We start from the raw sequence: 26,594 nt of genomic DNA on the forward strand, positions 1-26,594 counted from the left end.
ACGGCCCATAGCGGACGTTGGACCGGACAATCGACGCTGCATTGCAGCATCCCGATGCCAACATGGGCTAAGTTGCGCTGTAAGCCGACAATTCAGCTTTGCATAGTCCATAGCCGTCAACTGCAAGCAGTTATGCTCCTATTTGATGAAGAACAAAATGTTGGTGAAGAAAGGTACTGAAAGTGAAGCTCAACAACTAAAAGTCTTGTGTCAGAGAAGCTGAAGTACTCGAGCGCATGCTAAACCCTCACCCTGAAACCTCAACAATTTAGACTTTGCATTGTTGTCAAATTGAACAGCGTGTTCATTGGCGCTAATAAGGGAAAGCTGGAATCTCTTGATGGGCAAAGCAAGCGCTGCATAGTCCGGATCGAAACAAAAGTAAGGGTCCGAGTCTGCCAAAAACATATTCACCTGCGTGAGCAAATCCATCTGCTCGAATGAATAGAAGGGTCCTATATCGTTTAGTTCAATGTAACTGTCTTGCTTATATTGGTACCAGTCTCTCTGTTTTTTCAACCATTCATAGGGCAGTTCGCCCTCAATTTCTTGACTGAGAAGTACATCCAACCCGTTGAGGTACTTCTTTGCAAAAAATATCGTTAGATCATGATCACTTTTGGCGTTCTTGTTTGATACTTTTTCAACTGCCTCACCATTTAGACACAAAGTTGTGAATACTCGGTTGGCTCGAAGTATGCAGCGGTTTCGCAACAGTAATTCTGCTCGAAGCAGGTAATAGTTTGCATAATATAGCTGAACGACCGGCCAAGTTTGACGTCCTTTCGAAATGCCTGAAAGAGCCGAGAACAGCGAAACAGCTCCTTTAAACAGAAAGCTCCTTGCGTCTAAACCACAGAACTTTCGAAAAGCCGTCGCTTGACCACGATTGAGAACTATCCCCGTCGCATTATCTTGAAACTGCTTAATAGCCTCAGGATTTGTGCACCCCAAGAGACTTTCAAAGTAAATTTGCGTCTTCAACCGATCAGAACTTAAATTCATCCCCAGCCTTTGCACTTCGCAGTAGTCCACGCTCGAAATGTTCGGTTACTCTCTTGCGGGCCGTTTTCCCATCCATCCCTTTGAGATCTTCCCATGTCAAAGCATCCGACGCATCTATATCTAGAACTTTGGTCATGAATTCTTTCGAAAAATCGCCCTCTTCTGCGCACTTGAAAACCAGTTTTCCAAGTAAGAAGTCTACGGCACCATTGAAACCGGCTGCTTTGAAAAAAGGATTTTGTGATGACTTTGTCCAGATTTCGGCCTCGGTGTACGCGGTTTTCAGAACATCGAAATAGTTTTTAATGACAGTTTGTTGATGCTCGAGCGTCTTAAGCTTACGCAGATAAAATTCTCCGTCCATCTCTAAGCTTGGCTTAAATGCAGTTACAAAGGTGGACAGCTCTATTTTTCCGGAACCTCTTGTTGCACCAGGGAATTTGATCAAACGATAAAGTGGTGAGTTCTCATCATCATTGAGGTGTGAAGCGATGTCTTTGGCCCTGTTGATTGCATGCTTGGGATCACTTGCGGTTTCTCCGAACAGGTCAAACAAGAGGCTTTTCGGGACCGGACGTTGCTCAGTATTAATGTTTAGAAAGATGGTCGCGGCCTGCTTTGTGGATAGTCCAATACACATCGTTACGATGAGGTCACGTTCGCTAACGCTATCGTCTATTTCCATCGCTGCTTCCAAGCCTGCCAGCCGGTGCTGTCCGTCAATAGCCTGCGCGGCTTCGGAAATGAGAGGGAATGCTATCGTGCCATCCTTGAGGACAATGAGCTTCGGTTTTTCATTCCAGTTCAAAATGAAGGAGTTAAAGAAGGTGTTGCCATCCAGAATGTAATCCCGAACACTTTCAATCCGTCTACGGCTTAGCGGCCGCTGAACAGCTCCATCTTCATCATCTTTCCCGCGGACGGCTACATAGTATAGGTGGACCAAGTCTTTGACAGGCATCGAAAAGGTATATGCAACTATATCGTCAAGCTTGACAGTGATGCACTTGGCCTTGAATTTTTTGTCTGGCACGAAAAACGCCTTTCTTGAGCATGGTGGGCGGGAGCATTCTTTCCACCGTTTAATATGTTCTGTTCACTTAAGCTAGCTATCCGATCATGCGCTTGATTTTCCGTAAACCGAGGCCTGCTTGACGGACGTCTACCTTGGCTTTTTATAGCCGCAGCGAAAGTCCGGTTTCCGCCCTCTGTCAGCCTCCCACACAACAAAAAAACCCCGGACTTTCGTCCGGGGCTTCTCATTATCGCGCCGGTTTCCCGTCCGTCACACCTTCAAATTCGGAATGATCTGTTTCTTCCGGCTCATCACGCCGGGCAGCACGACCGTGTCGCTGGTGACGGTTGCGCCGAAGGACGCTTCGGCTACGCTTTTTGACAGGTCGTTGGGGATGAACATTGTCGCTTCCTCGTTCAGGATGTCCACGACGAAGAGCAGGACCTGATCGACTCCGTCTTGGGTGGCGACGGCGGGCATGGCGGCCATGATGCTGTCCTTGCGGTCGAGCACGATCTTGGGCGCGGTCGTTTCCAGCACGGAGACCCGGAATTTCGTGTCACCCACGGCGTATTCCTTGGAATCCATCCGCAGCAGTTCCGCGTCCGAAAACGCCGAGACGTCCGATTTTGCGGCAAACATTTCGCTCGCGTAGCTGTGCAGGTCGATGCCCAGATCGGCGGCCAGCTTTTGCGCCAGCGCCTTGTCTGTGTCTGTCGTGGTGGGCGAGCGGAATTCGAGCGTGTCCGAGAGGATGCAGGACAGCATCAGCCCCTTGATCCCTTCGGGCATGTGGTCTGCGTGATCGCCCATCAGGTCGTGCATGATGGTCGCCGTGCAGGCCAGCGGCCGGATGGTGATGTCGATCGGCCCTTTGGTTTCCAATCCGCCGACCAGTTTGTGGTGGTCGATGATTGCCTGCACGTCCGCGCCGTTGATGTTGGCGGGCAGTTCGGCCGGGTTGTTCGTATCGACGATCACGCATGCCTGGTTGTCGGCGACGTCTGCGATGATCTCGGGTATTTCGAACCCCCAGCGCTGCGCCACAAACGCCGCTTCGGTGTTTGGTGTGCCAAGCAGGACAGCCTTGGCGTCCGTGCCCATGTGGTTGAGGAACCATTCCCAGATCAGGGGAGAGCCCGTGCTGTCGGTGTCAGGGGATTTGTGGCCGAAAACGAGAGTGGTCATGTGACTGGTCTTTCACGCGATGGGTGTGGATTTCTGCGCCTTATAGGCTTGCCGCTGGTGGCTGTCACCCCGTTGCCGCGTTTGACGGCTATGCGTTGCGGTGATACGTTGGTGCCACCTGTTGAGGAGGACTCTGAAAATGGACATCCGCGGTTAATCGCCCCAGTTTTTGACCTTTTCGGACAGGAGTATCCTGACAATGGACCATCTGCACTGACGCCCGATCGGGCGAACCATTGGCCCGTCCGCGGGCCCCATGCCAATTTCCATGGAGGTGCAAAGATGCCTCGTAGCAAAACACGCAAACCCAAGTCCGCAACCAAGAGCGATGTAAGCCGTCGCACGCCGGAACGCCGACACGTCACTCCGAAATCGGCGCGCCGGCCGACCGGACTGGAACGGCGCAACCGACCGGATGCACGCCCCCCGAGGTTTCCGGGCCGTCTGGGTGGTCGTTAGAACCAGCCCCCGTCCAGCAATGGGCGGGGGTAGCGATCATTCGGCGGCGACAAAGATCCCGTCGATCAGCGTGTCCTGATCTTCCAGCGGTTCAACGATGCTGCCATGAAACTGCCCACCGACTTCGGCGGCATTTGGCCCGAAGAATCGCCCTTCGTAGATTGTATCATTCGTTTCGATGACGCCGCCGTCGAACGACAGGACGAACGTTCCTTCAAAACCGTTTTCGTTGATTTCCGCGTCATCGAACGAAACAGTCAAGTCCTGGAAATTGAAATCTGCGACCCCGAGTTCGTCGTCACGGATGATGCCACCGCCGCTGACGGACGCATCATCGAAATCGACGATCAGATTGATTGTCCCTTGGCCGAACGCGTCATCAAAGCCACGCCGCAAGGTCAGGTCTGAGCGCCCGAAGTAGATCGCCGTGCCGTCACGCGCTCCGACTTCTGCGGGATTTGTATCATAGCCCGCGACGAAACCGCCCAAGTTGAAATCGCCGTCCACTGCAGCAAAGACCCGCAGCGCGACGACATTTTCGCCTACAGGTAGGGCCGTAAAGAGGTTGATGAAATCGTCATCCACTTCATACGTCGTCCTGTTCGTGGGCGAGCGTTCAAGCGTGTAGGTTTCACCGTCGATCGTCAGGGTGACAGGGCCTTCGCCGACCGTTCCGCTGAGCGTGATGTCGCCTGTGCGTTCTTGCGTTGCTGTCTGATCGGATGTGATCCGGATGCGTTGCGGGTTTGTCAGCGTATAATCGTAGTCGCCCGCAATTTCGGTGTCTGCCGTTGCGAATCCGGCAGCAGAGATCGGCCGCGTGTCAAAGCCTTGCCCGCTGCTCCCGCCGCATGCTGATAACAAGACAAAACAGGGCAGGGCGAAGCTGGCAGAATATCGCATGGGGATCTCCGGTAAGGCAGCGTGGAGGGTCACGTTAACAGCGTTTCACCCAATTCCAAGCTGCATGGCAATTTCCCGCTTGTCCTTCCGCACCAGACGCTGAAAATTGCGATCATGGCAAATGTTGCAAGGGAATCCGCGCTTTACGCGCCGGTCAAGGCCTACCTGACCCGTCAGGGCTATGCTGTGAAAGGTGAGGTGGGCAAGGTCGACGTGGTCGCCCGAAAAGGGGACGAGACCGTTCTGGTCGAGTTGAAGCTGTCCTTTTCCCTGACCCTGTTTCATCAGGGGATCGACAGGTTGTCCTTGTCAGACAGTGTTTATTTGGCGGTTGAACACAAAACCGGCAAACCCTTTGCCCGCGCCTTGAAGGATAACGTCAAGATCGCCCGCCGTTTGGGGCTGGGTGTCATGACCGTGCGGTTGCGTGACGGTTTTGTCGAGGTGCATGCGGACCCCGGTCCTTATGCGCCGCGCAAGTCCAAGAAAAAGCAGGCGCAGTTGCGTAAGGCGTTCGATCGTCTGGACGGTGACCCGAACGCAGGTGGTGCGACCCGCCACGGGATTGTCACCGGTTACCGGCAGGACGCGTTGAAATGCGCGCGCTTTCTGGCGGTGCATGGCCCGTCAAAAGGCGCAAAGGTCAAGGACTGGGCCGAGGTTCCCACCGCGACGACCATCATGCGCAACGATCACTATGGCTGGTTCCGCCGTGTGTCACTTGGCGTGTACGATCTGACGGATGCGGGCCGCAAAGGGCTCGCGGATTGGGGCGACGTCTAGGGCTGGTCGCAAAGCGCCTTGCGGATACCGACAATCGCTGCGCGCGGGACAGCGGATGCGTCCAGATACAAATCTTCGACCGACAGCCATTTCGAATTCTCGGGGGTGCCGCAATCGACATAAAGCGTGCCTTTGAAATCGCCGAGCTTTCCATCGCCGATCACTGTCGCGGTGCGAATGCCGGCGGCATAGAAGATTTCGTCGTCGATCAGCCAGCTTTGCGTATAGACGCCGCCAACCGGATCGACATGGATCAAGGTTGGCGTTTCGCCATGTGCACCCGTCGCTGAAAGCACGCACAAAAGTCCGGTTGTGACCCGTAAAAGCATTGTCGCCCCCGGATCAGCGCAAGGGCGTGACGGTCCAGCCGTCTTGGGCAAGCAGGTTAAGCAGACCTTGTTCGCCCGGCAAATGAGCCGCGCCGACAGCAAGAACCACATCCGAATGCGCAAGCGCGGCGGTCGTGATTTCAGGGATCCATGCCAGATTGCGCTGTGTCAGGATCAGGTCTTCGGTTTCCGCAAAAAGTTCGCGCCCGCGTTCCGGGTCCAGTCCGGGCACATAGTTGACCGCGATCCGTGATGCTTCCCAGATTTCGGCCACATTTTCAGAGAAATACGCATCGAGCATGCTGACGAACATCTCGCTTTGCAGATCCGGTGCCATCAAGCCGAGTTGCAACATTTCAAGTTGTTCCGCAGCACTGCCCGCCTGCATCACATCAAGCAGCGTTGTCCATGGTTCAACGGCCTGCATCGGAACATCTGCCGCGGCGGCCGCTTCCATCAGCATGTGATCCAGACCCCGGCGGCCTGCGACGATGTCGGGCATCGCGCAGGGCGGGATGGCGAGGGCGAGCGACAGGTACCAAGGCTGCATCTTGGCGGCCATGAACGGCGGAATTTGCCGCGCAGAGGAGGCTTCGCTGAGCGCTTGCCATGTGTCTTCATCGAGTTGTTCGGGCAGCGTTGGCCCGTCAGTGATGAAGACCATTTCGGGATTGTTGGCGATGGCCGATTGCATTTCGGCCTCTTCCTTGGCTGTGGCTTCAACCAGAAGGATGTCGGCCCCCTGCACGAGTGGTGTCAGTTCCGCGACAAGCGGTGCCAGACGCGGATCGTAGATGTGCATTGTCCCGATGATTGTGACCTGCATCTTTTCGCGGCTTGCCTGCCAGAGCAGGCCGCTGGGGAATGGCGTGGCCGCAACTGTCGTTTCGATCTGTGTCCGTTCCGTGTCAGTCAGCCGGTCCATGAAGGCGGGGCCGCCGCAATCTGCAAATGCGGGTAGGGAGGCGAGTGAAAATGCGGCGGCAAGGCAAGAACGAAACATCAGCAATCCTGTATTGTTGGTGCCACCCGGGCCTTAGCCCGGATGGTTTTCAAGGATCATACGTTGGCCCAGTCTGATCAGCCAGCGCCCAATCACATCACGCAAGCTTTTGTGCCGGGGTGCAGGTACGGCCCGCAGCATGACAGGGCGTGTATCTGGCATTTCGTCCTGCATCACATCTTCGACCAGATAGGTCGGGATAAACGGGTTCTCGACCAGATGGGACACGGTGATGGGCAAGACAACAGGTGCTGTGCGCCGCAGCCCGGTCGTGTGGCTGGCAGGATGAGGGACGTGAACGACAGACCGGTGGTCTGTATGGAAAAATGGGGGATGCATTGGAATGCTCCGCAAATAAGTGAATCGTGATGTCAGGACGTCGGGTGTTCGGGCTGATAGCGCCGAACATAACAATGCGCGGCTCTACCGGTTGGTGGGTAGGGTGTGCTCCATCGCTCGCATTGTTATCTCCTTTGATTCGCTTCGTTGCGTGACTTTGGGTAACCCAAAGGTTGTCATTTCACCAAATGGTTTTTCGTGAATGGTGCTGATTTTGCGGGGTGATGCCGATTGAACGGCGGCAGGATCAGTGCGTTTTACCGCCCTAATGCGTGACCCCGTCGATCAGTTTGTCATCCAGCGCATCGCCGTGCAGTACCGATATGTCCCCTGTTGTTTCCAGCACGACCGCACGCACCTGCGACAGGTCCAGAACGTTGGCTTCGCGCAGTTTTGCGATGACGTCGTCTTCGTGCACGCGGGCTTTCGCAAGCGCGTCGGGAAACATCTTTCCGTCTTTCATCAGCATGATCGGCGTGTTCTGCACCAGCTTTCGGAATGACCCTGACGATCTGCGCAACAGAGCAACAAGATATTGGACACCCAGAAGCGCCCCGATCCCGAGGGATGCTTGAGCGAATGCAGACCAGGACGATGCCTGACTTGCCCCCGCCAGAAGCGAGCCGATCGCAACGGTGATCACAAAATCGAAGGCGGTCATTTTCGAGAATGCGCGCAACCCGACGATGCGCACGAACAGAATGACCCAGCAGACCCCCACCGACGACAGCAGCATGGCGCGCGCGATGGTATCGAGTGTGGTGCTTTCGAAGAACATCCTATGTCGTCTTCGCGCGGATCAGGTTGCCGCGCCGGATGAAAAGATGCGCCAGCGTCAGAACGACAGCGATGGCGATCAGCCCCAGGTAGCGTTCGTAAATGCCGTCATACGCCGTCGGCAGGATGAAAAAGATCGGTGCTGACAAGATCCACAGCGCGGACATGCCGGTCAGCAGACGTCCGTATGTCGTCGAAACGCGGTTCGTGCCCTTGGCCATCAGCCACGGGATGACTGACATCAGGACGCCCAGTCCGTAGACAAGATAGATGTGGATCACCACGCCCTCGGAATCATTGTCGCCGTATTCATTGCGCGCCCCGACGAGGAAGACGATGAGGCCAAGGATCGCGAGGCACACCAGACCAACGCTCCACCGCCATCCGCCGAGATGTTCATGCGCTGCAATCAACGCGACAGAAATGAGCGAGGCCGAGAAAGCGTACAGCCCGATGTCCACGATAAATTCATACTCGCCCGCCCCGAGATCGCTGATCGTATCCGCAATCCAGTCGTGATTGGGGACAACCGCGTCGGCGATGAAAATGCTTGCGATAAAGGCGGCACAGCCGAAAACCGCATACCACCCGAGCACCAGCAGCAACCATGGCTGCGTGTTCAGCAGCGGGTCAGTTTTGTGGTCAGACATCAGGATTCTTGCGGTGCATGAAAGGACAACTTGTCGCGTCAATTATTGTTCCGGATTTGCCGGTTTTGGCGTGGAGCTTGCGCGCGACCGGACAGGATCGTCAGTTCGCGCGAATTCTGCTCACAGACCGGTTGACAGACGGAAACAGCTTCCTTACCTAACCTTCGTTATCACTCGCACCTGCTGAGTGCTAACACCGGAGAAACTCGAACTGGAGAAGTTCTGAAATGGCATTTACACCACTTCACGACCGCGTTCTCGTCCGCCGTATCGAAAGCGACGAGAAGACAACTGGCGGCCTTATCATTCCTGAAAGCGCCAAAGAAAAGCCTGCCGAGGGCGAGGTCATTGCATGCGGTGCTGGTGCACGCAAAGACAGCGGTGAGCTGATCGCGATGGACGTCAAGGCAGGCGACAAGGTTCTGTTCGGCAAATGGTCCGGCACAGAGGTGAAGATCGACGGCGAAGACCTTCTGATCATGAAAGAAAGCGACATTCTGGGTATTCTCTAAGGGGCCGGATGTCGGCGGCTTATCCCCGCCATATGCAACATAATTCAAGGAGCACATGAAAATGGCTGCTAAAGACGTAAAATTTGATACCGACGCCCGGAACCGGATGCTCAAAGGTGTCAACACACTCGCGAACGCCGTAAAGGTTACGCTGGGTCCAAAGGGCCGGAACGTTGTTCTGGACAAATCCTTTGGCGCACCGCGCATCACCAAAGACGGCGTGTCTGTTGCCAAGGAAATCGAACTGGAAGACAAGTTCGAAAACATGGGCGCGCAGATGGTCAAGGAAGTTGCTTCCCGCACCAACGACGAAGCCGGTGACGGTACAACAACCGCGACAGTGCTGGCCCAAGCCATCGTCAAAGAAGGCATGAAGTCAGTTGCCGCTGGCATGAACCCGATGGACCTCAAGCGCGGTATCGATCTTGCCACCGCCAAAGTCGTCGAGGCCATCAAGGCTGCTGCACGTCCGGTCAACGATTCTGCCGAAGTTGCGCAGGTCGGTACGATCTCTGCCAACGGCGAAGAAGAAATCGGCCGTCAGATTGCTGACGCAATGCAGAAAGTCGGCAACGAAGGCGTTATCACTGTTGAAGAGAACAAGGGTCTGGAAACAGAGACCGATGTTGTCGAAGGTATGCAGTTCGACCGCGGCTACCTGTCGCCGTATTTCGTGACCAACTCTGAGAAGATGACTGTCGAACTTGAAGACGCGATCATCCTGCTGCACGAGAAGAAGCTGTCTTCGCTGCAGCCAATGGTTCCACTGCTCGAGTCCGTGATCCAGTCCGGCAAGCCGCTTTTGATCATTGCTGAAGATGTCGAAGGCGAAGCTCTTGCCACACTCGTCGTCAACAAGCTGCGTGGCGGTCTGAAGATCGCTGCTGTGAAGGCACCGGGCTTTGGTGACCGTCGCAAGGCCATGCTGCAGGACATCGCGATCCTGACAGGTGGTCAGGTGATTTCTGACGATCTGGGCATGAAGCTTGAATCCGTCACCATCGACATGCTGGGTTCCGCAAAGCGCGTTTCCATCACGAAGGACGAAACAACAATCGTCGATGGCGCTGGCGAGAAAGCCGAGATCGAAGCACGGGTCAACCAGATCCGCGGCCAGATCGAGGAAACAACATCCGACTACGACCGTGAAAAGCTGCAGGAACGTGTTGCCAAGCTGGCAGGCGGTGTTGCTGTTATCCGCGTCGGCGGCATGTCCGAAGTGGAAGTGAAAGAGCGCAAGGATCGTGTTGACGATGCGCTGAATGCGACCCGCGCTGCGGTTCAGGAAGGTATCGTCGTTGGCGGCGGTGTTGCCCTGATCCAGGCTGGCAAGACGCTGGAAGGTCTCAAGGGTGCGAACTCTGACCAGGAAGTCGGCATTGCGATCGTCCGCAAGGCAATCGAAGCACCGCTGCGCCAGATCGCCGAGAACTCTGGCGTTGACGGGTCTGTTGTTGCCGGCAAGATCCGTGAATCCAACGACAAGTCATTCGGATTCAATGCGCAGACCGAAGAATATGGCGACATGTTCAAGTTCGGCGTCATCGACCCGGCCAAAGTTGTGCGCACAGCGCTTCAGGACGCAGCATCCGTTGCTGGCCTGCTGATCACGACAGAAGCCATGGTCGCCGACAAACCATCCAAGGATGGCGCTGGTGCCGGTGGCGGCATGCCCGACATGGGCGGCATGGGCGGCATGATGTAAGCGAAATCGCGCTGCGATTTCTGCCGCAAGACGGCAAAGCAAAGGGGCCTTCGGGCCCCTTTGTCATTTGTGGGCATGATGTCTTGTCACCTGCATCGCGCTCGCCTACCACCGCAGCACTTTCGCTTGGAACATCAGGAACATGACAAGATGGTAGTTGGCCCCGATTTCTGCCGCGACATGCGTGCGGTCGAGGAACCCGCCGTTGACGCGTTGTTGCGCGCGGCGTTCGGCGGTGAGGCCGAGGTGCGTTTGGTTCATGCCTTGCGCAAAAGCGGCAAGATGATGGGCGAAATGGTCCTGCCTTACGAGGGCGGCGTCGTCGGCTATGCCGCCTTGTCGCAACTGACTGCGCCCAAAGGCTGGCTTGCACTCGCACCCGTGGCGATTGCCGATCACATGCGCGGACGCCGCAACGGGCAACGGATGGTCGGTCTGATCACCGAATGGGCGCGGATCACGCAGACCCCGATTGTCGTTGTTGGCCCCGTACAGTTTTATGAGCGCGCCGGATTTTCCCGCGCAAATGCGCAGGGGTTGGAGACACCCTATCCCCTTGAGCGGACCCTGATCGCCGGCGTTGAAGGCATTCCGGTGGAACGCCTGATCTATCCAAACGCTTTCAAAGACCTGTGATCCTGCTTGCACGCATGCCGTAATCCGCGCAGGGGTGAGTGCATGAGGATTTTCCTGCTGACCGCCCTGACCATGACGGCATTTGCGTCGAATTCGCTTTTGAATCGCATTGCCGTGGCCAATTACGCGATGGACCCGATGGTTTTTGCGGTGATCCGCACGGCTGCGGGCGCGGCGATGCTGACGCTTTTGGTACTGGCTCGTCGCGGCGTGCCGCAATTCGGAGCGCGCCAGTTTGGCGGGGCGGTGTCGCTTGCGATCTATATGATCGGCTTTTCGTGGGCCTATCTTTCCCTTGGGGCCGGTCTGGGTGCGTTGATCCTGTTTGGCGTTTTGCAGGTCGTCATGTTCGGCTTTGCCGTCGTGAAAGGGCAGGACATTCCTGCCTTGCGTTGGGCGGGTGCTGTGATTGCATTGGTTGGTCTGGCGGTTCTACTTTGGCCGTCCGGAACAGATGCGGTTCCTGTGCTGGGGGCCCTGTCGATGGCGGCTGCAGGGATTGCCTGGGCGGCTTATACGTTGTTGGGCCAAAAAGGGCCTGACGCTGTTGCCGCATCTGCCGGAAATTTTGTGTTGTGCCTGCCGTTGGTGATCCTGCCACTTGGCGCGGGGTGGGGTGGTGTGCTGTCGGGTGGCGGCGTTGCGCTTGCCATCACCGCGGGGGCCGTCACATCGGGGCTGGGCTATGCGTTATGGTATCGGGTCTTGCCGAAGATCGCGACGACAACCGCCGCCGTGGCGCAGTTGAGCGTACCGGTGATCGCCGTTGCGGCCGGAGCCGTGTTTTTGGCCGAGCCCCTGACCATGCGCCTGATCGTTGCCGGCGGGCTGGTGCTGGGCGGGATCGGCATTTCGCTGGTGCGCAGATAGCCAATGCGCGTCAGCGGACGATAGGTTCAAGCGCGTCATAGGTGATGTGGTCAGACGTGTCCCATGCAACGCTTGCCAGACTGTCCGGTTTGCAAGTCAGGGTGCGCAATTCATCGCGCGTGACCCAGCGGCGCTGTGTCACGATTCCTTCGGGATCGATCCACTGGTCAGACAAGGCACCGGACAGGATCGTGCAGCGAAAATAGATATCCACTTGGTGAAACGTTCCGCCGGGGTCGTGAAATTCGTTGACCAGACATACTGCGCCGACCTCGACTGACAGACCTGTTTCTTCCATCACTTCGCGCGCGAGGTTGTCGGGCAGGCTGGCATGGGGTTCGACCCCGCCGCCGGGTGCGCACCACAGGTGCGATTTGCCTTTCCAGGCGTTCACAAGAAGCAGCTTGTTGTGATGGAGGATGATGGCGCGCGTGGCGAGACGGGGAGTCGGCATGGGCGAAACCTGCGAGGTTCACCAAAAAAACGCAAGGTTACAAAAACCTGACCTTCCGTTAATCGCATCCGGTGCTATCTAGGATGCATGAAACGTTTCGCCATCATCGGAGTCTTCCTGTTGTCAGCTTGCGCAAGCACGCCTTCTGTCGCCGAAAACGAAGAATGTGTGGTGCTGCTGCACGGTCTGGCGCGGACAGAAATTTCATTCGCCCCGATGCAGCTTTATCTGGAAAGCGAGGGCTATAAGGTCATCAACTCTGGCTATCCATCTACGGATTTCACCATCGACCAGCTGGTGCGTGAAAATCTGCCGCAGGATGTGGCCGCATGCGGCGACCGGACCGTCAATTTTGTCACCCATTCAATGGGTGGGATTTTGACCCGCGCCTGGCTGACCAACAATCGCCCCGACAAGATGGGCCGTGTTGTCATGCTTGGACCACCAAACAACGGTTCCGAACTGGTTGACGTTTTCGGTGATTGGGAACCGTTTCAGTGGGTCAACGGCCCTGCGGGTCTGCAGCTTGGCACTGAAGAGGACAGCGTGCCGAACGAACTTGGCATGCCAGCCTATGAGGTCGGGATCATCGCGGGCAATCGCAGCCTGAATCCGGTTTATTCATCCGTGATCGACGGCCCGGATGACGGCAAGGTGTCTGTTGAAAGCACGAAACTTGACGGCATGACCGATCATCTGGTGCTGCCTGTCACCCATACCTTCATGATGAACAATCCGCTGGTCATGGCACAGACCAAGGCATTCCTGCAGACCGGAAAATTCGACAAGTCGCTTAGCTTTTCGGATGTGATCTTTGGCGAGGAATAGCGCTAGACCGGGCCTGTTACGCGGTTGACGTGGCCCATTTTGCGCCCCGGTTTCGCATCCGCCTTGCCATAGAGATGGATTGCCGCGCCGCTTTGCGCGATGTCCGGTATTTGTGCGATATCATCGCCGATCAGGTTTTCCATTGTGACGTTCGCAAACCGTGTGCCATCGCCAAGCGGCCATCCGGCGATTGCCCTGATATGCTGTTCGAACTGGTCGATGGTGCAACCGTTCTGCGTCCAATGCCCTGAATTGTGTACACGCGGGGCGATTTCATTGACGATCAGGCCTTCGGCTGTGACGAAAAGCTCGACCCCCATGACACCGACATAATCAAGTGCATTCAGGATTCTGGCGGCGATCAATACGGCGTCCGACGCCTGCCCGGCGGTCAGCTTTGCAGGGACCGTCGTGGTGGACAGGATACCACCGACGTGCACGTTCTCGCCCGGATCATAGCAGGCAATCGCGCCTTCGGGATTGCGGGCCGCGATGACCGACACCTCATGCGTGAAGCTGACGAAACCTTCAAGGATCGCAGGCGCACCCGCCATATCTGCCAGCGCATCCGCCGCATCCTGAGGTGATGACAGGCGCGCCTGTCCTTTGCCGTCATACCCCATGCGCCGTGTTTTCAGGATCGCGGGTGTGCCGATTTTCGCGATGGCCGCGTCCAGCGATGCCGTATCACTGACGTCGGCGAAATGCGCGGTTTGCAGACCAAGCCCGCGCAGAAATTCTTTTTCCGTCAACCTGTCCTGACTGGTGGCCAACGCGCGCCGGTTCGGGTGGATCGGTTTTACAGCTTCAAGCGCATCGAGCGCCGATGTCGGGATGTTTTCGAATTCAAAGGTGATGACATCGACACTTTCTGCAAACCGTTTTAGCGCGTCGGTATCGTCATAGCCCGCTTTCATGTGAAAGTTGGCGACATGACTTGCCGGGCAATCGCCTGCGGGTTCGAAGATACATGTCTTGAATCCAAGCCGTGCCGCCGCAACCGACAGCATGCGACCAAGCTGGCCGCCACCAAGAATACCGATCGTTGCCCCTGTCTTGAGCGATTCAGTCATCACTGGGTTCATCCGGGATGGAGGCCGACAGCGCGGCGCGCCAGTCTTCAAGCCGCTGGGCGAGTGCAGGGTCCTGCAGGGCGAGGATGCCGGCAGCCATCAGCGCTGCATTTGCCGCACCGGCCGCACCGATTGCCATTGTTGCCACGGGAAACCCGCGCGGCATTTGCAGGATCGAATACAGGCTGTCGACACCAGACAAAGCTTTGGTCTGGACGGGGACGCCGATCACTGGCACGCGCGTTTTCGACGCCATCATGCCCGGCAGATGCGCGGCACCGCCGGCACCGGCGATGATGACCTGCAATCCACGATCCACAGCCGTTTTCCCATAGTCCCAAAGGCGGTCGGGTGTGCGGTGGGCAGAGACGATCTTTTTCTCGTAAGAAATGTCAAGATCATCAAGCAAAGCGGCCGCTTCGCGCATGGTGGCCCAGTCGGATTGACTGCCCATGATAATGCCGACGGGTGGTTGGGTCATCAATGTCCCCTTTTGACAGGAAGCGGCAATATAGCCAGCAGTTCAAAGGTTGCAATGTCCCTTTGCCCTGACGGCACATCGCAGGTTTTTGTGTTGATCGTGGCGACTTATGGTCTAGGTACACCGCAGGGGGACCGACACATGAATATTCCGACCGACTTTCCCAATTCTCCTGTTGCGGAACATGCCACGACATTGGCCGATACCAAGCGTTTAAGCACGCTTGAAAAAATGGGTTTGATGAACAGCCTCCCCGAAGAGGCGTTTGACCGTATCACGCGAATGGCGCAGGCCATGACAGGTGAGCCGGTGAGCTTGCTGTCGTTCGTGGACAATCAACGCCAGTCGTTCAAGTCGCGTCAGGGTTTTGATGTCGCAGAAACGCCGTTGACGCATTCGTTTTGCCAGTACGTTGTTTCGAGCAACGCGCCACTGGTCGTCGCGGACGCGACGGTGCATCCAACGTTGCGCGAAAATGGTGCCGTGAAAGATTATGACGTGGTCGCCTATTTGGGCGTTCCTGTGCACGGCCCCGAAGGCGAAGTGCTGGGTTCGCTTTGTTCGATAGGCAACCAGCCGAAAAACTGGAGCGAACGCGATCTTGCTGCGCTGGAAGATCTGGCCAATATGGTCGAAACCGAATTGCTTTTGCGGCGCTCGCTTTCGGATCGTGAACTGGTGCTGGAAGAACTGAACCACCGGATCAAGAACATGTTTGCGGTCGTGGGTGGCCTTGTGCGCATGACACTGCGCGAAAGCGAGTCGATTGAAGAGGTCGGCGAAGCGCTTGAGATGCGGATGGAAGCGTTGGCGCGGGCGCACAACCTGATCGTGCCGATCAGCTCTGGCGGGCAGAACACGACCGGAAGCGTCAGCCTGAACGATCTGCTTGATACGCTTGTTGCGCCTTATGTGAAGGGGCGGCCTGAAAAGGTCGCCTTCACGGGCGCGCAGGTCAATCTTGAATCGCGGTCAGCGACGAATTTCGCATTGCTGCTGAGCGAACTTGTCACGAATGCCGTGAAATACGGCGCGCTTGCGGGTGATGTCGGTCAATTAGCGGTTTCGTGGGAGCAATCAGACACCCATCTGCACCTGCATTGGACCGAACGCGGTGTGGCGGCGAGCGGAGAAAGCTCGAAAGACATAGGGTTTGGCAGCAAGCTGATCCGTCTGAGTGTGCTTCGGCTGAATGGTGAACTGGACCAAACGTTCGACGCCGCCGGCTTTAGCGGTCGTTTGACGGTGCCGCTGGCCAGTCTGACCGAGGTCTGAGACTCAGGCGATAATGTCTGGTGTCACGCGGTCTTCGAGGACCGCGATCTGGTCCTTGAGGTGGAGTTTCTGCTTTTTCAGCCGCCGGATCGTCAGCATATCTGACGAGGCCCTGTCCTGCAGCGCGGCGATTGCGTCATCGAGGTCACGATGTTCGCGGCGCAACACCTCTAGTTTGACGCGCAGGACGTCGTCTTGCGGCATCTGTGTGCTGTTATTCATGCAATGCGGATTCCCTAGCTTCGTCAGCAATATAAGGGGTCGGGGCGATTTCTCCTAGCCCTACCTCTTGCAGGGTCGGGCGCTGCGCCCCATATTGACGGTGTGGTTGCCAGAATGGGACCACATCAGAGATGTCGCTTGGATCAGAGGACGTGTCGCATGACAAAACTGGCTTTGGGAACGCATCCGTTCTTGTTGGGCTTTGAACAGCTGGAACGCTTGGTGGAACGTACCGCCAAGACCGGGAATGACGGCTATCCCCCCTACAACATCGAACAGACGTCCGAGACATCCTATCGCATCACGCTGGCTGTCGCGGGATTTACCGAAGGTGATTTGAGTATCACCGTCGAAGACAGCACATTGGTCATACGGGGCAAACAGACAGACGACAGCGAAGGTCGTGTTTTCCTGCATCGCGGGATCGCCGCGCGGCAGTTTCAACGCTCTTTCGTGCTGGCGGAAGGTGTCGATGTCGGAACCGCTGTGATCGAAAACGGTCTGTTGCACGTTGATCTGAAACGCAGCGTGCCGGACCGGATCATCCAGAAGATCGAAATCAGGAAAGGGTAGCGATCATGCACACGAAACATGAACTGAAGGCCCTCGCGGGCAAATCAATTTACCTCAAGCCGATCGACGTCGCTGATCTGCCCGAAGACGTTCAGGCCGAAGCCGGATCTGCGTCAGAGCTTTTCGCGGTGCACAACGCGCAAGGCGAGCAGGTCGCACTGGTGGCGTCGCCCGCAGTCGCGTCCCATTTGGCCGCACTTAACGATATGACCTTGGTCGCGCTGCACTGAGCATAGGGCGTGGCGTTAAGCCAACGCATGTCAGGGTGCTGAAATGTGGTTCGCATGGGCGTATCCTTTCGTGGATACGCCCATGTTTGTGTGTGATCTGGCCCGATTGATGCCCGGATTATGACTTTTTGGTGCGGGATGTCTCGAAATTGATCTCGTGCACCTTCTGTTTTCGGGCGTTTCGCCTGTCCTTGTCTGTTTCAAAGCCTCCGGCGGAAGTTTGATTGGACAAAGAAAGACGCAGGTCAGCCTTTGATCAAACCAAGCGATTCAAGCTTGAGGATGACCTGATGTGCGCAGTTGTCGACTTCGACGCTTTCGGTTTCGATCCGCAGCTCGGGCGATTCTGGCACGTCGTAAGGGTCTGAAATGCCGGTGAATTCCTTGATCTTTCCCTCGCGGGCCAATTTATAGAGCCCTTTGCGGTCGCGCCGTTCACATTCCTCGATCGACGTTGCGACGTGCACTTCGACGAAGGCCCCGAAAGCTTCGATGTCTTCGCGCACCGCGCGCCGTGTTGTCGCGTAAGGTGCGATCGGTGCGCAAATCGCGATCCCGCCGTTTTTAGTGATTTCAGACGCGACATAGCCGATGCGGCGGATGTTCAGATCTCGGTGTTCCTTGGAGAAGCCAAGCTCGGACGAGAGGTTCTTGCGCACGATATCACCGTCAAGCAACGTGACCGGACGCCCGCCCATTTCCATGAGTTTGACCATCAACGCGTTTGCGATCGTGGATTTGCCCGATCCGGAAAAACCGGTGAAGAACACGGTGAACCCCTGCTGTGCGCGGGGTGGGCGGGTCTTGCGCAATTCGTTGACGACCGCAGGGAAGGAAAACCATTCCGGAATTTCCAGACCTTCAGACAGGCGGCGGCGCAATTCCGTGCCAGAGATATTAAGAATGGTCACGTTGTCCTTGTCCGCAATTTCGTCAGCGGGTTCGTATTGCGCGCGGTCCTGCACAAAGACCATGTGTTTGAAGTCGACCATTTCTATACCCATTTCTTCCTGATGTTCGCGGAAGAGGTCCTGGGCGTCATAGGGGCCGTAAAAATCATCGCCTGCCGAATTCTTGCCCGGTCCTGCGTGGTCGCGCCCGACGATGAAGTGGGTGCAGCCGTGGTTCTTGCGGATCAACCCGTGCCAGACCGCCTCGCGCGGGCCAGCCATGCGCATGGCGAGGTTGAGCAGCGACATGGTCGTCGTGGCTGACGGATACTGGTCCAGAACGGCCTCGTAGCAGCGGACCCGTGTGAAATGGTCGATATCGCCCGGTTTCGTCATGCCGACGACCGGGTGGATCAGCAGATTGGCCTGTGCTTCCTTGGCGGCGCGGAAAGTCAGTTCCTGATGCGCGCGGTGCAGCGGGTTGCGTGTCTGGAACGCGACGACCCGACGCCAGCCCAGTTTGCGGAAGTAGGCGCGCAGTTCGTTGGGCGTGTCGCGCCGCGCACGGAAATCATAGTGGACAGGTTGCTGGATGCCGGTGATCGGACCGCCGAGGTAGACCTTGCCGGCCTGATTGTGCAGGTAGTTGACCGCAGGGTGTGCGCTGTCGTCGGCACCGAAGACCTTTTCGGCTTCGCGCGCCTTGTTCGGTATCCATTTGTCGGTAAGCGTCATCGTCGCAAGGATCACGCCTTCCTGATCGCGCAGGGCAATGTCCTGACCGAGTTCGACCGTTTCGGCAAATTTTTCAGAGACATCCAGTGTGACCGGGATGGGCCAGAGTTCGCCCGAGGCAAGCCGCATGTTTTCGACGACGTTGTCGTAGTCGGCTTCTGACAGGAAGCCTTTGAGCGGGTTGAAGCCGCCGTTCATCAGCAGTTCGAGATCGCAGATCTGGCGCGGTGTCAGATCGTGGCTGGTCAGATCGGCCGCCTCCATTTTCATTTTCTGGGCGCTGTCGAAAGAGACGTAAAGCTCTGGGATTGGAGCCAGGTTATTTTGCATCAGTTTAGTCCTACCTTTGAGGGGAGAGAGGCCAGAGGTCGTCCCGGTCAACTCCGCATGCAGCGCGTCGTATTCCGCAAATTTTCGAGCCAGAAATGTGTCTGTGAGACGGATTTTTTCCGACGCCCCCTTGGAGGTGAGGGCGTACGCAATGCGCTGGCGTTTGTCAGCGCTGTCCTTGGTGGTGCGTCCGACGAGCCCGGCGTCGGTCGCCATGCGCAGTAATGTATTGAGCCGCCCGAGCGAGATATTGAGCGCTGCTGCCATATGCCGCTGCGTGCCGCCTGGATTGATTTCCAGCTGGCGCAGCAGGCGAAAGAGCTGATCCTGCTCTTCGGCGTTGAATTTGGCGACGATGGTCACGGGGTCGACTCAATGCTTGTTCACGCGTGAACGTATGTCGGCGGATCTTTGTTCACGCAAGAACAAAGATTTATGCAAGCGATGATCGCGCCAAGTGTTGGCATTCGGCCACAACGCGGGTGCGCTGGGCTGCACGAATTGCTTATCGAAGATCCTATGCGAAGTAATGCAGGTGCGGACGCAACATGGGCTGATCCTAGTAAGTAGTCGTGTCGATTGGTTCCATTGGTTCAACAAGACCAAGCTTTGGATAGAGGTCCCGCATTTCGACGTTCGGTGTCAGTGTGTCCGCAATCAAACCCTTAGCCCGTTGCCCGTTGAGCGCGTCATTGGTCGGAAGGCTTTCGCAGACTTCGATTTGGATGTGTTGCATGTCATTTCCCATCGCCGGTGTCGGCGGTCGCTCCCATTGTTCGTGGTTGCAAGCTCTCGGGAATTAATCAATCGCTCTTGACTGATTGGTTATGCACGGATCGTGGCGACGGGTTTGAAACCGTCGCGCTTAACCCCGCTATTCCCCGGCGACCGGTGCGCCGTAGCCCAGCGGCAATTCCGTGCTGACATCGGTTTCGCCCTGTTCGGCAAGAAACTTTTCCGCATCGAGTGCGGCCATGCAGCCCATGCCCGCGCTTGTCACGGCCTGCCTATAGACGTGATCTGTCAGATCGCCTGCCGCGAAAACGCCGGGGATGGCTGTTTTCGTGGTGCCGGGCTGCACGACGACGTAGCCGCCGTTGTGCGTTTCAAGCTGGTCTTTTACCAGTTCCGTTGCGGGCGCGTGTCCGATCGCGATGAACACGCCTTTGCAGGGGATGTCGGTGATTTCGCCGGTCTTGGTGTGCTTTACCTTGACCCCTTCCACACCAAGCGGTTGATCGGTGCCGTAGACTTCTTGAAGTTGATGGAACCACAGGGTTTCGATCTTGGGGTTTTTCATCAAACGGTTCTGAAGGATTTTTTCGGCCCGCAATTCGTCGCGGCGATGGATCAGTGTCACCTTCGAGGCAAAGTTGGTCAAGAACAGCGCTTCTTCCACGGCGGTGTTTCCGCCGCCGATTACGACGATTTCCTGACCGCGATAAAAGAAGCCGTCGCAAGTCGCACAGGCGGATACGCCGAAGCCTTTAAATTTCTCTTCAGTCTCAAGCCCGAGCCATTTCGCACGGGCACCTGTGCACAGGATGACCGCATCGGCTGTCACCGTGTTGCCGCTGTCGAGCTTGGCGGTAAACGGGCGTTTGGACAGATCGAGATTGCTGACAATATCCGAGACGATATTGCAGCCCATAGCACGTGCATGCGCTTCCATGCGGACCATCAGATCGGGGCCTTGCACTTCTGTGTCGCCGGGCCAGTTTTCAACCTCTGTCGTTGTGGTCAGCTGGCCGCCCGGTTCGATCCCTTGCACCAGCATCGGTTCCAGCATTGCGCGCGCGGCGTAAACACCCGCGGTATAGCCGGCAGGGCCGGAGCCGATGATCAGAACTTTGGTGTGGGTTGTGGTGGACATGGCAGCCTCATGCGGAACGGTTCGCTGACCGATATAGCGATGCTGCGAAGGGGTTGAAACCCCGTCCACCACCGCTGCTGTGCCCAATCTGGCGTTATGATGTTGCGCTTTGGTGAAACTTTATTGCGTCTTCTGTCCCGCACGCGTAGTATTCCTAAAAATAGGGAGAGATGAATGCCAGGCTCACGACTTGACGATATTGACCGGATGATTCTGGCGGAATTGCAGGCTGACGGTCGTATGACGAATGTCGAGCTTGCAAAGCGGGTCGGCATTTCCGCGCCGCCCTGTCTGCGCCGTGTTCGCACGCTGGAAGAGCAGGGTTTCATCAAGGGCTATCATGCTGACGTCGATGCCCGAGAACTGGGTTTCGAGGTACAGGTCTTTGCCATGGTTGGTCTGGTCAGCCAGGCCGAGGCTGATTTGTCTGCCTTCGAGACCAAGTGCCAGCAATGGCCGCTTGTGCGCGAGTGTCATATGCTGAACGGAGAGGTCGATTTCATTCTAAAATGCGTGGCCCCCGACCTGCGCACATTCCAGCGCTTTCTGACCGAAGATCTGACCAGTGCGAAGAATGTCGCGTCGGTAAAGACGTCGTTGGTCATTCGCTGCGCAAAGGACGATCCGGGCGTGCCTTTTGATGTTCTGGAAGCGCGACTGGCCCAAGACGCCTGAGGGATATTTCCATACGCGTTATGGATAGGTGACCTGCGTGATGTTGCTACCCTTTTTCCAAACAGGAATTGGGTCGGCAGATGATCGGCATGCTGGACGATTTGAAGGCGTAGTCGGTCGAAGACGAGCTGCCGTTTCAGACGGAAATGAAAGTCACGCTTGAAGTGTGGGTGCGAGCGTGTCCTTATCGATGCGTCGTCTGCACAGGTGGCAAATCGCTCGCGATGTCAGGCGACGTCAAACAGATCGAGATCGCGAAGCCGGATGCGCGGATAGGCCATTGTTCCGAAATCGGGCAGTTGCGCCTTGTGCGGGAACATTGCCTGAAGCAGCGACAACATGTCATGGCGCAGACCAAGGGAATGGATCGGACCCGGATGCAGGCTTTCGATCTCGACGCCGTTCACCTTCATCAGTTCGTGGTTTTCAAAACCGAGCTGGTAGACATGGACCGGTGCGATCGGTGTCAATTCGATGATCTGCGCTGAATCCACAAAGTCACGCACCGGAATGAAGGCTGCGTCGGCCCCTGTCAGCGTGCGGATTCCGTTGGCCTTGTGCAAAAGGCGGGCTGCCGGACCAAGGACCAGATCAGGCGACGGGCGGCCCAGCCCAAGCGCGTCTGCGGTGATGCGGGTCATGGTGCCCATTTCCCGACGCGTGTTCTGCGCGCCCGGGATGATCGTCATCGCGCCCTTCCAAAGCAACGTCTGAAAGCCGTTTTGGGATGTCATGACCTGGTCGCCGGGCAAGAGGTCTTCGACGGCGACCGGGCCCGTTTTGGTCTGAAGAATGGCGCCGCGCCCCAGCGCGGCAAAAGCATCTTCAAACGCCGGCAATGCTGGGGCAAGCCGTGTACTCTCTACAATTTCCGAGGAGGAAGAGGTCAGATGGGCGATCTCATATTTGCGCATCAGAGGCTTTGTGCGCTGAGGTCGCCCATCTTGACTAGCGAACCGGTCGACTTTGACCGGTGAGGTAAAACTTTTCACCGCGAGGCCTGCGGCACGGGGGGGCATCGTCTTCATGTGGCGTACCTTTCGGTGTGTCACATCAGCGTCGGCCCCACCGACAACTCTGAGGAGTGTTGCTGTTGATGAGAATATGGCAAACGGGATCGCGGACGGTCAAAGAAATTAACGATTTCGAAATTTTTCGTGGTCAATCCGACTTTTGACAGCGGGATTGTTTACGAGTTATGGCTGGTTCTGCCACATTTGGCGGTGATTGCGGGTCTGCCGTGTCCGAATCGTGGGATATTCATGCGATCTGGCCCTTAATGTTGCGAAACTGGCGAAACGTCAGGAAAACCTGACCTGCGGCGGCCCGCGCACTGGTATCGAACGCGGCCGAAATATGCTAAACTCCCTTTATTGTATGACGACCGGCCAATTTTCTGGCCACCCAATTTGAAAAAATCCATTTAAAAAGGAGAGAGCGATGTTGAGAGACATTGTTGATGAATCCCTGCGCCTCACCAAGACATTCGGTGCTGTGAAAGGGATCAACCCCAAGGACATATCCAAGACGACCTACTTCGTCAGTTCGGATGATATCTTTGCCGCCTTCCGGCCCGCGCATATCTGCGACATGCCACTTGATGACATTATCACCAAGCAACGGGTGATGGGTGTTGTGATGTTGCAAACGGTAGGCGACCTCAGGCTGCGCGACGGCACGTACGGGATACATCTTAGACCCGAAGACGGGGCCGGTATCCTGAGTGATGCCAATGGCGAGGATGTCGCGCGAGCGCCATATGAAGCGGTCATGCCCATTACCGCACCGCCCACGACGGCACAGGGGATCGATATCGAATTCAGCGGCAAATGCTCTGTCGGTATCGATTTTCCGCTTAGCCTGTCGGTCAAATGTTACGGCGGCGCACAGTCACCGGGCGGCGGGATCGGTGTGACGGTTTGCAACAACCTGACGATCGATCTGACACCATTCATCCTGTGAACAGAAGGAGACATGACATGACAACCCAAGTAATGGCACCCGAAATCACGGACCTGCGGAAGGTCGCGGACACGCTTTTCGAGAAGGCCGCTGCGAAACTGAAGGTCGAAACGGAACACCCGCTTGTGCAAAGCACGGTCAGCGGACCAGTTGCAGTTGCCTTGGTCAAAGGTGTGGCGGGGCAGCCGCTGCGCGATCTGCTGAAAAAGAAAACGCCGCTGTTTCTGGTGCAGGCGGCCTATGACACCGCAACCAAAGCGCGTGACGATGTTCTTGTCGTCGTCACCGACCCTGGCGGCAACACGGCATCTTTGCAAACCGTTGCCGGAGACGTCGTTGGCGGGGCAGAGCTTGAGATTATCGAGCGCCCTTCGGTGACGCTTTTGCCGTCGTTCGGTTGCAGCGTTGACGACTTGTCGGGGACGATCCTTGCCTGTTGTTCTTATGTGATCGATATTCCGTCGGTCCATCTTGATGGGCAAATCTGTGTGCGCTTCACGATGCCGCGGATTCCGCTGCCCTGAGGGCCAAAAGAAACCGCCCGCTGCAGGACAGCGGGCGGATTACCTGTTGCGATGTGGGCGATTAAACCACGAACAGATCGTTCCCCAACTGGCCGATCAGCACGTTTTCGACAATCAGGCCATCACCGCCGCCGAAGTTAAAGACGACATCCGTCCCGACCTGTGTTGCATAATCAAATGCATCAAAGCCGCTGCTGTAGCCGTCGATTTCAATCCGGTCAGCGTTGTTCTGGAAATCCATGACGGTGTCGAAATCATCGCCCTTGTCAAAGTGGAACGTATCGACGCCGGACCCGCCGTAAAGTTTGTCGTTGCCCTCGCCACCGTCGAAACGGTCACTGTTGGAACCGCCATAAAGCTTGTCGTTCCCGTCACGGCCCCACAGGCTATCTTCGCCCGAACCACCTTTCAGAATATTGCCACCGTCGCTTCCATACAGCTTGTCGTCTTCGGTCGATCCGGTCAGCCGTTCAAAGCCGCTGATGGTGTCGCCTTCGGCATAGCCTCCCTCAGCTTCGTTGTGCTTCAGGTCGACAATCACGCCGTCATTGCTGTTGTAATATGAAATCGTGTCAAGGCCGCTGGAGCCTTCATAGGTATTGGCCCCGAAATCAGCCTTGACATAGTCGTTGCCCTTGCCAAGCGAGATCTTGTCGCCACCACCGCCGCCATAGACCTTGTCGTTGCCATCATAGGTGTCGATGTCATTGGCACCTGATGTGCCGAAGATCTTGTTGTTGCCGACCTTGGAACCCGACACGTTTTCAAAATTGGAAATGGTGTCATCATCTGCCCAGTAGCGCGAGATTGTATTGGCACCCAGATCAATCGTGATCCCGCCCTCGGCGTCGTAGTAGCTGATGCGGTCGATTCCACTTCCGCCATAGAATGATCCCTCACCATCGCCGGTGACTTTGATCAGATCATCCCCAGAGCCACCATATGCTGTTGTGGTGCCGTCGCCTGCGTAAAGCTTGTCGTTGTCCTGATCGCCGCGCATTTCGACTATGCCCTTGCCGCCATACATCCGATCATTACCGCGACCGCCATACATCAGATCTTCGCCGTCGCTACCGCCATAGATCAGATCATCGCCGCCAATGTAGTTTGTCCCGGTAGAACCTGTATCGCCATAAATTTCGTCATTCCCGGCGCGCCCATAGATGGTATCATCACCTGCAATTAACGTGTCAGTGAAGTTAACGACGACATCACCATAAAGCCGGTTCGTGGGTGCCCCGTCGGATGCGTTTGCGCCGAAAAGAATATCGTCACCACCTATGACCATCGCGGTCGCAGCAGTGGTGTGATAGGCATCTCCGACAAGGAAGGCACCGATGCCATCACCGGCATTGCGTGCATCAAGCAGGTCATCGCCACCGACAACGACAGCGCTGCCAGAAACGAATGATGCGTCTGCATATGCATAGACATAGGAGCTGGGATAGCTGCGCGTGTCTTCGGTCCAGATGATTGTGTCGTCCCCGCCTAGCAGACGCGCGTTGCCGCGGACGGTTTGGGCTGGATTAAACCAGTAGATGAAACCTTCGAAGTCTGTTTCACCTGCCGAAAAATGTGCTGTCCCTTCCAAGACTTGCACACCACCAAAGTACGTAAAACCAAAGAAATCACCGCGGATGGTCGCATCCTCGCCGTTGTGAATCCCGAAACTTACCTCATCAAAGTCAGTGTTTATCTCGACCCGGAAATCTTCGGTCGGGGCCCCGTCGACCGTGACATCCCCGTCCAGGACCGTCGCCCAAAGCGTATTCTCAGAATCGGGCCCAGCGACAAATACGATGTCCGTAATGTTTTTGTTTTCGATCCCCGAAATTTCGACATCAACATCAGATGGCGCGGTGCCGTTCAGATCAATGAGCATGCCGGTGATGGTCCCGCCAGTCGGCAAGTTCCCCACACCGGTTGTGATCCCTGTTCCGGTCAACGTGATCGTATGACCGCCATTGGTTTCCCAACTATAGAACGTTGACCCGCTACCGACATAACTTGAAAACTGGTAGCCGAACGACATGGTGAAATTGGCTGCGATATCTGTGACATCAATGGTTGGCATCTTGTGTTCCCTTCAAAATAATATCTGAAGCGGAAGGACCGCGCCCGTCGCAGGCAATTTTTCAAAATGACAGGTTTATAGGTCTCCACGCCAGATTATGGTCGGGAGTGTGCACCAATTATGGTTAATCCCAAAGCACGGAATTCCTGACCCGCCACTGCGCAAGCGCACGAGGCACCCAACTGCGAACAAAAAACCGCATGGTTCGTTTGATCGAACCA

Annotated in this window: 30 protein-coding genes; 12 read left to right on the top strand and 18 right to left on the bottom strand. The window is 56.4% G+C overall.

From position 1 onward, the window contains the following. Positions 1-210: 210 nt before the first annotated feature. The 4 genes from BMY44_RS01585 to BMY44_RS01600 all read right to left on the bottom strand — a co-directional run bounded on the left by BMY44_RS01585 (position 211) and on the right by BMY44_RS01600 (position 4,570). Positions 211-1,005, bottom strand: a complete 795-nt coding sequence (locus tag BMY44_RS01585; protein ID WP_089989448.1) for a hypothetical protein — start codon at positions 1,003-1,005, stop codon at positions 211-213. After that, a complete protein-coding gene (locus tag BMY44_RS01590) occupies positions 989-2,038 on the bottom strand; it encodes a DGQHR domain-containing protein (RefSeq protein WP_165611762.1) in 1,050 nt (349 codons plus the stop codon). Before BMY44_RS01590 ends, BMY44_RS01585 begins: the two co-directional genes overlap by 17 nt. A gap of 252 nt (positions 2,039-2,290) precedes the next feature. Then, the gene (locus tag BMY44_RS01595) at positions 2,291-3,208 is read right to left on the bottom strand and encodes a manganese-dependent inorganic pyrophosphatase (protein WP_089989453.1); all 918 of its coding nucleotides are present in this window, start codon (positions 3,206-3,208) and stop codon (positions 2,291-2,293) included. Positions 3,209-3,703: 495 nt separating this feature from the next. Further along, positions 3,704-4,570, bottom strand: a complete 867-nt coding sequence (locus BMY44_RS01600) for a transferrin-binding protein-like solute binding protein (protein ID WP_089989455.1) — start codon at positions 4,568-4,570, stop codon at positions 3,704-3,706. Positions 4,571-4,684: 114 nt separating this feature from the next. Between BMY44_RS01600 and BMY44_RS01605 the strand changes: the two genes are divergently transcribed. After that, complete coding sequence (locus BMY44_RS01605) at positions 4,685-5,353, top strand: DUF2161 domain-containing phosphodiesterase (protein ID WP_089994372.1); 669 nt, start codon at positions 4,685-4,687, stop codon at positions 5,351-5,353. Here BMY44_RS01605 and BMY44_RS01610 read toward each other — a convergent pair. From BMY44_RS01610 to BMY44_RS01630, 5 genes are all read right to left on the bottom strand, one after another. Continuing rightward, positions 5,350-5,682 carry a hypothetical protein gene (locus BMY44_RS01610; RefSeq protein WP_089989458.1) on the bottom strand — a complete coding sequence of 111 codons (333 nt, stop codon included), beginning with the start codon at positions 5,680-5,682 and terminating at the stop codon, positions 5,350-5,352. The two genes, BMY44_RS01605 and BMY44_RS01610, sit on opposite strands and share 4 nt — an antisense overlap. 13 nt (positions 5,683-5,695) lie before the next feature. Further along, the gene (locus BMY44_RS01615; protein WP_242650457.1) at positions 5,696-6,685 is read right to left on the bottom strand and encodes a TraB/GumN family protein; all 990 of its coding nucleotides are present in this window, start codon (positions 6,683-6,685) and stop codon (positions 5,696-5,698) included. 33 nt (positions 6,686-6,718) lie between these two features. Further along, complete coding sequence (locus BMY44_RS01620; RefSeq protein WP_089989460.1) at positions 6,719-7,024, bottom strand: hypothetical protein; 306 nt, start codon at positions 7,022-7,024, stop codon at positions 6,719-6,721. A 265-nt stretch (positions 7,025-7,289) separates the two neighbouring features. Further along, positions 7,290-7,802 carry a DUF421 domain-containing protein gene (locus tag BMY44_RS01625; protein WP_089989463.1) on the bottom strand — a complete coding sequence of 171 codons (513 nt, stop codon included), beginning with the start codon at positions 7,800-7,802 and terminating at the stop codon, positions 7,290-7,292. Between the two features lies 1 nt (position 7,803). Beyond that, complete coding sequence (locus BMY44_RS01630) at positions 7,804-8,451, bottom strand: DUF998 domain-containing protein (protein WP_089989465.1); 648 nt, start codon at positions 8,449-8,451, stop codon at positions 7,804-7,806. A 227-nt stretch (positions 8,452-8,678) separates the two neighbouring features. On the opposite strand from BMY44_RS01630, the gene BMY44_RS01635 reads away from it, so the two are divergent. The 4 genes from BMY44_RS01635 to BMY44_RS01650 all read left to right on the top strand — a co-directional run bounded on the left by BMY44_RS01635 (position 8,679) and on the right by BMY44_RS01650 (position 12,174). Continuing rightward, on the top strand, positions 8,679-8,963 hold the full coding sequence (locus BMY44_RS01635; protein WP_089989468.1) for a co-chaperone GroES: 285 nt from the start codon (positions 8,679-8,681) through the stop codon (positions 8,961-8,963). 61 nt (positions 8,964-9,024) lie between these two features. Further along, entirely contained in the window at positions 9,025-10,668 is a 1,644-nt protein-coding gene (gene groL / locus BMY44_RS01640; protein WP_089994377.1) for a chaperonin GroEL, read from the top strand. 150 nt (positions 10,669-10,818) lie between these two features. Continuing rightward, positions 10,819-11,304 carry a GNAT family N-acetyltransferase gene (locus BMY44_RS01645; RefSeq protein ID WP_089989470.1) on the top strand — a complete coding sequence of 162 codons (486 nt, stop codon included), beginning with the start codon at positions 10,819-10,821 and terminating at the stop codon, positions 11,302-11,304. A gap of 42 nt (positions 11,305-11,346) precedes the next feature. Next, positions 11,347-12,174 (top strand): DMT family transporter, encoded by an 828-nt coding sequence (locus BMY44_RS01650; RefSeq protein WP_089989473.1) that lies wholly within the window; start codon positions 11,347-11,349, stop codon positions 12,172-12,174. Positions 12,175-12,184: 10 nt separating this feature from the next. Here BMY44_RS01650 and BMY44_RS01655 read toward each other — a convergent pair whose 3' ends face one another. Continuing rightward, positions 12,185-12,628, bottom strand: a complete 444-nt coding sequence (locus BMY44_RS01655) for an NUDIX domain-containing protein (RefSeq protein WP_089989476.1) — start codon at positions 12,626-12,628, stop codon at positions 12,185-12,187. 87 nt (positions 12,629-12,715) lie between these two features. Here BMY44_RS01655 and BMY44_RS01660 point away from each other — a divergent pair, with 87 nt between their 5' ends. Beyond that, positions 12,716-13,456, top strand: coding sequence for an esterase/lipase family protein (locus BMY44_RS01660; protein ID WP_089989478.1), 741 nt, complete (start codon positions 12,716-12,718; stop codon positions 13,454-13,456). Between the two features lie 2 nt (positions 13,457-13,458). On the opposite strand, the gene BMY44_RS01665 is transcribed toward BMY44_RS01660, so the two are convergent. After that, a complete protein-coding gene (locus BMY44_RS01665) occupies positions 13,459-14,529 on the bottom strand; it encodes a 5-(carboxyamino)imidazole ribonucleotide synthase (RefSeq protein WP_089994380.1) in 1,071 nt (356 codons plus the stop codon). Continuing rightward, entirely contained in the window at positions 14,522-15,010 is a 489-nt protein-coding gene (purE, locus tag BMY44_RS01670; RefSeq protein ID WP_207510469.1) for a 5-(carboxyamino)imidazole ribonucleotide mutase, read from the bottom strand. The genes BMY44_RS01665 and purE overlap by 8 nt, the downstream gene beginning before the upstream one ends. Positions 15,011-15,151: 141 nt before the next feature. Here purE and BMY44_RS01675 point away from each other — a divergent pair, with 141 nt between their 5' ends. Next, complete coding sequence (locus BMY44_RS01675; protein WP_165611763.1) at positions 15,152-16,285, top strand: HWE histidine kinase domain-containing protein; 1,134 nt, start codon at positions 15,152-15,154, stop codon at positions 16,283-16,285. 3 nt (positions 16,286-16,288) lie between these two features. Here the strand turns inward: BMY44_RS01675 and BMY44_RS01680 are convergent, their stop codons facing one another. Further along, on the bottom strand, positions 16,289-16,507 hold the full coding sequence (locus BMY44_RS01680; protein WP_089989483.1) for a YdcH family protein: 219 nt from the start codon (positions 16,505-16,507) through the stop codon (positions 16,289-16,291). A gap of 159 nt (positions 16,508-16,666) precedes the next feature. Here BMY44_RS01680 and BMY44_RS01685 point away from each other — a divergent pair, with 159 nt between their 5' ends. Together BMY44_RS01685 and BMY44_RS01690 are read left to right on the top strand one after the other, a co-directional pair. Next, positions 16,667-17,080, top strand: coding sequence for an Hsp20 family protein (locus tag BMY44_RS01685; protein ID WP_089989485.1), 414 nt, complete (start codon positions 16,667-16,669; stop codon positions 17,078-17,080). Positions 17,081-17,085: 5 nt separating this feature from the next. Further along, positions 17,086-17,310 carry a DUF1150 family protein gene (locus BMY44_RS01690; RefSeq protein WP_089989488.1) on the top strand — a complete coding sequence of 75 codons (225 nt, stop codon included), beginning with the start codon at positions 17,086-17,088 and terminating at the stop codon, positions 17,308-17,310. A gap of 245 nt (positions 17,311-17,555) precedes the next feature. Here BMY44_RS01690 and BMY44_RS01695 read toward each other — a convergent pair whose 3' ends face one another. The 3 genes from BMY44_RS01695 to trxB form a co-directional block, all read right to left on the bottom strand. Then, on the bottom strand, positions 17,556-19,532 hold the full coding sequence (locus BMY44_RS01695) for a bifunctional sulfate adenylyltransferase/adenylylsulfate kinase (protein WP_242650536.1): 1,977 nt from the start codon (positions 19,530-19,532) through the stop codon (positions 17,556-17,558). 292 nt (positions 19,533-19,824) lie between these two features. Then, positions 19,825-20,001 (bottom strand): hypothetical protein, encoded by a 177-nt coding sequence (locus BMY44_RS18340; RefSeq protein WP_242650458.1) that lies wholly within the window; start codon positions 19,999-20,001, stop codon positions 19,825-19,827. A gap of 138 nt (positions 20,002-20,139) precedes the next feature. After that, a complete protein-coding gene (gene trxB, locus BMY44_RS01705; RefSeq protein WP_089994385.1) occupies positions 20,140-21,138 on the bottom strand; it encodes a thioredoxin-disulfide reductase in 999 nt (332 codons plus the stop codon). A gap of 174 nt (positions 21,139-21,312) precedes the next feature. On the opposite strand from trxB, the gene BMY44_RS01710 reads away from it, so the two are divergent. Continuing rightward, complete coding sequence (locus tag BMY44_RS01710; protein WP_089989492.1) at positions 21,313-21,813, top strand: Lrp/AsnC family transcriptional regulator; 501 nt, start codon at positions 21,313-21,315, stop codon at positions 21,811-21,813. Positions 21,814-22,040: 227 nt separating this feature from the next. Here the strand turns inward: BMY44_RS01710 and BMY44_RS01715 are convergent, their stop codons facing one another. Continuing rightward, on the bottom strand, positions 22,041-22,841 hold the full coding sequence (locus tag BMY44_RS01715; RefSeq protein WP_165611764.1) for a Hint domain-containing protein: 801 nt from the start codon (positions 22,839-22,841) through the stop codon (positions 22,041-22,043). A gap of 412 nt (positions 22,842-23,253) precedes the next feature. On the opposite strand from BMY44_RS01715, the gene BMY44_RS01720 reads away from it, so the two are divergent. Continuing rightward, positions 23,254-23,775, top strand: coding sequence for a hypothetical protein (locus BMY44_RS01720; protein WP_089989494.1), 522 nt, complete (start codon positions 23,254-23,256; stop codon positions 23,773-23,775). A 17-nt stretch (positions 23,776-23,792) separates the two neighbouring features. Then, positions 23,793-24,299, top strand: coding sequence for a hypothetical protein (locus BMY44_RS01725; protein WP_131801553.1), 507 nt, complete (start codon positions 23,793-23,795; stop codon positions 24,297-24,299). A gap of 61 nt (positions 24,300-24,360) precedes the next feature. Here BMY44_RS01725 and BMY44_RS01730 read toward each other — a convergent pair whose 3' ends face one another. After that, positions 24,361-26,373, bottom strand: coding sequence for a calcium-binding protein (locus BMY44_RS01730; RefSeq protein WP_089989498.1), 2,013 nt, complete (start codon positions 26,371-26,373; stop codon positions 24,361-24,363). Positions 26,374-26,594: the final 221 nt, after the last annotated feature.

It is taken from the genome of Cognatiyoonia koreensis (assembly GCF_900109295.1).
Classification (GTDB): Bacteria; Pseudomonadota; Alphaproteobacteria; order Rhodobacterales; family Rhodobacteraceae; genus Cognatiyoonia; species Cognatiyoonia koreensis.

Bases quoted from the DNA above. Each gene is read 5' to 3' on its own strand.
- BMY44_RS01620 (WP_089989460.1), bottom strand. From the start codon at position 7,024: ATGCATCCCCCATTTTTCCATACAGACCACCGGTCTGTCGTTCACGTC.
- BMY44_RS01625 (WP_089989463.1), bottom strand. From the start codon at position 7,802: ATGTTCTTCGAAAGCACCACACTCGATACCATCGCGCGCGCCATGCTG.
- BMY44_RS01655 (WP_089989476.1), bottom strand. From the start codon at position 12,628: ATGCCGACTCCCCGTCTCGCCACGCGCGCCATCATCCTCCATCACAAC.
- BMY44_RS01635 (WP_089989468.1), top strand. From the start codon at position 8,679: ATGGCATTTACACCACTTCACGACCGCGTTCTCGTCCGCCGTATCGAA.
- BMY44_RS01665 (WP_089994380.1), bottom strand. From the start codon at position 14,529: ATGACTGAATCGCTCAAGACAGGGGCAACGATCGGTATTCTTGGTGGC.
- BMY44_RS01595 (WP_089989453.1), bottom strand. From the start codon at position 3,208: ATGACCACTCTCGTTTTCGGCCACAAATCCCCTGACACCGACAGCACG.
- BMY44_RS01650 (WP_089989473.1), top strand. From the start codon at position 11,347: ATGAGGATTTTCCTGCTGACCGCCCTGACCATGACGGCATTTGCGTCG.
- BMY44_RS01585 (WP_089989448.1), bottom strand. From the start codon at position 1,005: ATGAATTTAAGTTCTGATCGGTTGAAGACGCAAATTTACTTTGAAAGT.
- BMY44_RS18340 (WP_242650458.1), bottom strand. From the start codon at position 20,001: ATGCAACACATCCAAATCGAAGTCTGCGAAAGCCTTCCGACCAATGAC.
- BMY44_RS01600 (WP_089989455.1), bottom strand. From the start codon at position 4,570: ATGCGATATTCTGCCAGCTTCGCCCTGCCCTGTTTTGTCTTGTTATCA.
- BMY44_RS01730 (WP_089989498.1), bottom strand. From the start codon at position 26,373: ATGCCAACCATTGATGTCACAGATATCGCAGCCAATTTCACCATGTCG.
- groL (WP_089994377.1), top strand. From the start codon at position 9,025: ATGGCTGCTAAAGACGTAAAATTTGATACCGACGCCCGGAACCGGATG.
- BMY44_RS01660 (WP_089989478.1), top strand. From the start codon at position 12,716: ATGAAACGTTTCGCCATCATCGGAGTCTTCCTGTTGTCAGCTTGCGCA.
- BMY44_RS01645 (WP_089989470.1), top strand. From the start codon at position 10,819: ATGGTAGTTGGCCCCGATTTCTGCCGCGACATGCGTGCGGTCGAGGAA.
- purE (WP_207510469.1), bottom strand. From the start codon at position 15,010: ATGACCCAACCACCCGTCGGCATTATCATGGGCAGTCAATCCGACTGG.
- BMY44_RS01605 (WP_089994372.1), top strand. From the start codon at position 4,685: ATGGCAAATGTTGCAAGGGAATCCGCGCTTTACGCGCCGGTCAAGGCC.
- BMY44_RS01610 (WP_089989458.1), bottom strand. From the start codon at position 5,682: ATGCTTTTACGGGTCACAACCGGACTTTTGTGCGTGCTTTCAGCGACG.
- BMY44_RS01720 (WP_089989494.1), top strand. From the start codon at position 23,254: ATGTTGAGAGACATTGTTGATGAATCCCTGCGCCTCACCAAGACATTC.
- BMY44_RS01675 (WP_165611763.1), top strand. From the start codon at position 15,152: ATGAATATTCCGACCGACTTTCCCAATTCTCCTGTTGCGGAACATGCC.
- BMY44_RS01725 (WP_131801553.1), top strand. From the start codon at position 23,793: ATGACAACCCAAGTAATGGCACCCGAAATCACGGACCTGCGGAAGGTC.
- BMY44_RS01630 (WP_089989465.1), bottom strand. From the start codon at position 8,451: ATGTCTGACCACAAAACTGACCCGCTGCTGAACACGCAGCCATGGTTG.
- BMY44_RS01615 (WP_242650457.1), bottom strand. From the start codon at position 6,685: ATGTTTCGTTCTTGCCTTGCCGCCGCATTTTCACTCGCCTCCCTACCC.
- BMY44_RS01695 (WP_242650536.1), bottom strand. From the start codon at position 19,532: ATGGCAGCAGCGCTCAATATCTCGCTCGGGCGGCTCAATACATTACTG.
- BMY44_RS01685 (WP_089989485.1), top strand. From the start codon at position 16,667: ATGACAAAACTGGCTTTGGGAACGCATCCGTTCTTGTTGGGCTTTGAA.
- BMY44_RS01680 (WP_089989483.1), bottom strand. From the start codon at position 16,507: ATGAATAACAGCACACAGATGCCGCAAGACGACGTCCTGCGCGTCAAA.
- BMY44_RS01690 (WP_089989488.1), top strand. From the start codon at position 17,086: ATGCACACGAAACATGAACTGAAGGCCCTCGCGGGCAAATCAATTTAC.
- trxB (WP_089994385.1), bottom strand. From the start codon at position 21,138: ATGTCCACCACAACCCACACCAAAGTTCTGATCATCGGCTCCGGCCCT.
- BMY44_RS01715 (WP_165611764.1), bottom strand. From the start codon at position 22,841: ATGAAGACGATGCCCCCCCGTGCCGCAGGCCTCGCGGTGAAAAGTTTT.
- BMY44_RS01710 (WP_089989492.1), top strand. From the start codon at position 21,313: ATGCCAGGCTCACGACTTGACGATATTGACCGGATGATTCTGGCGGAA.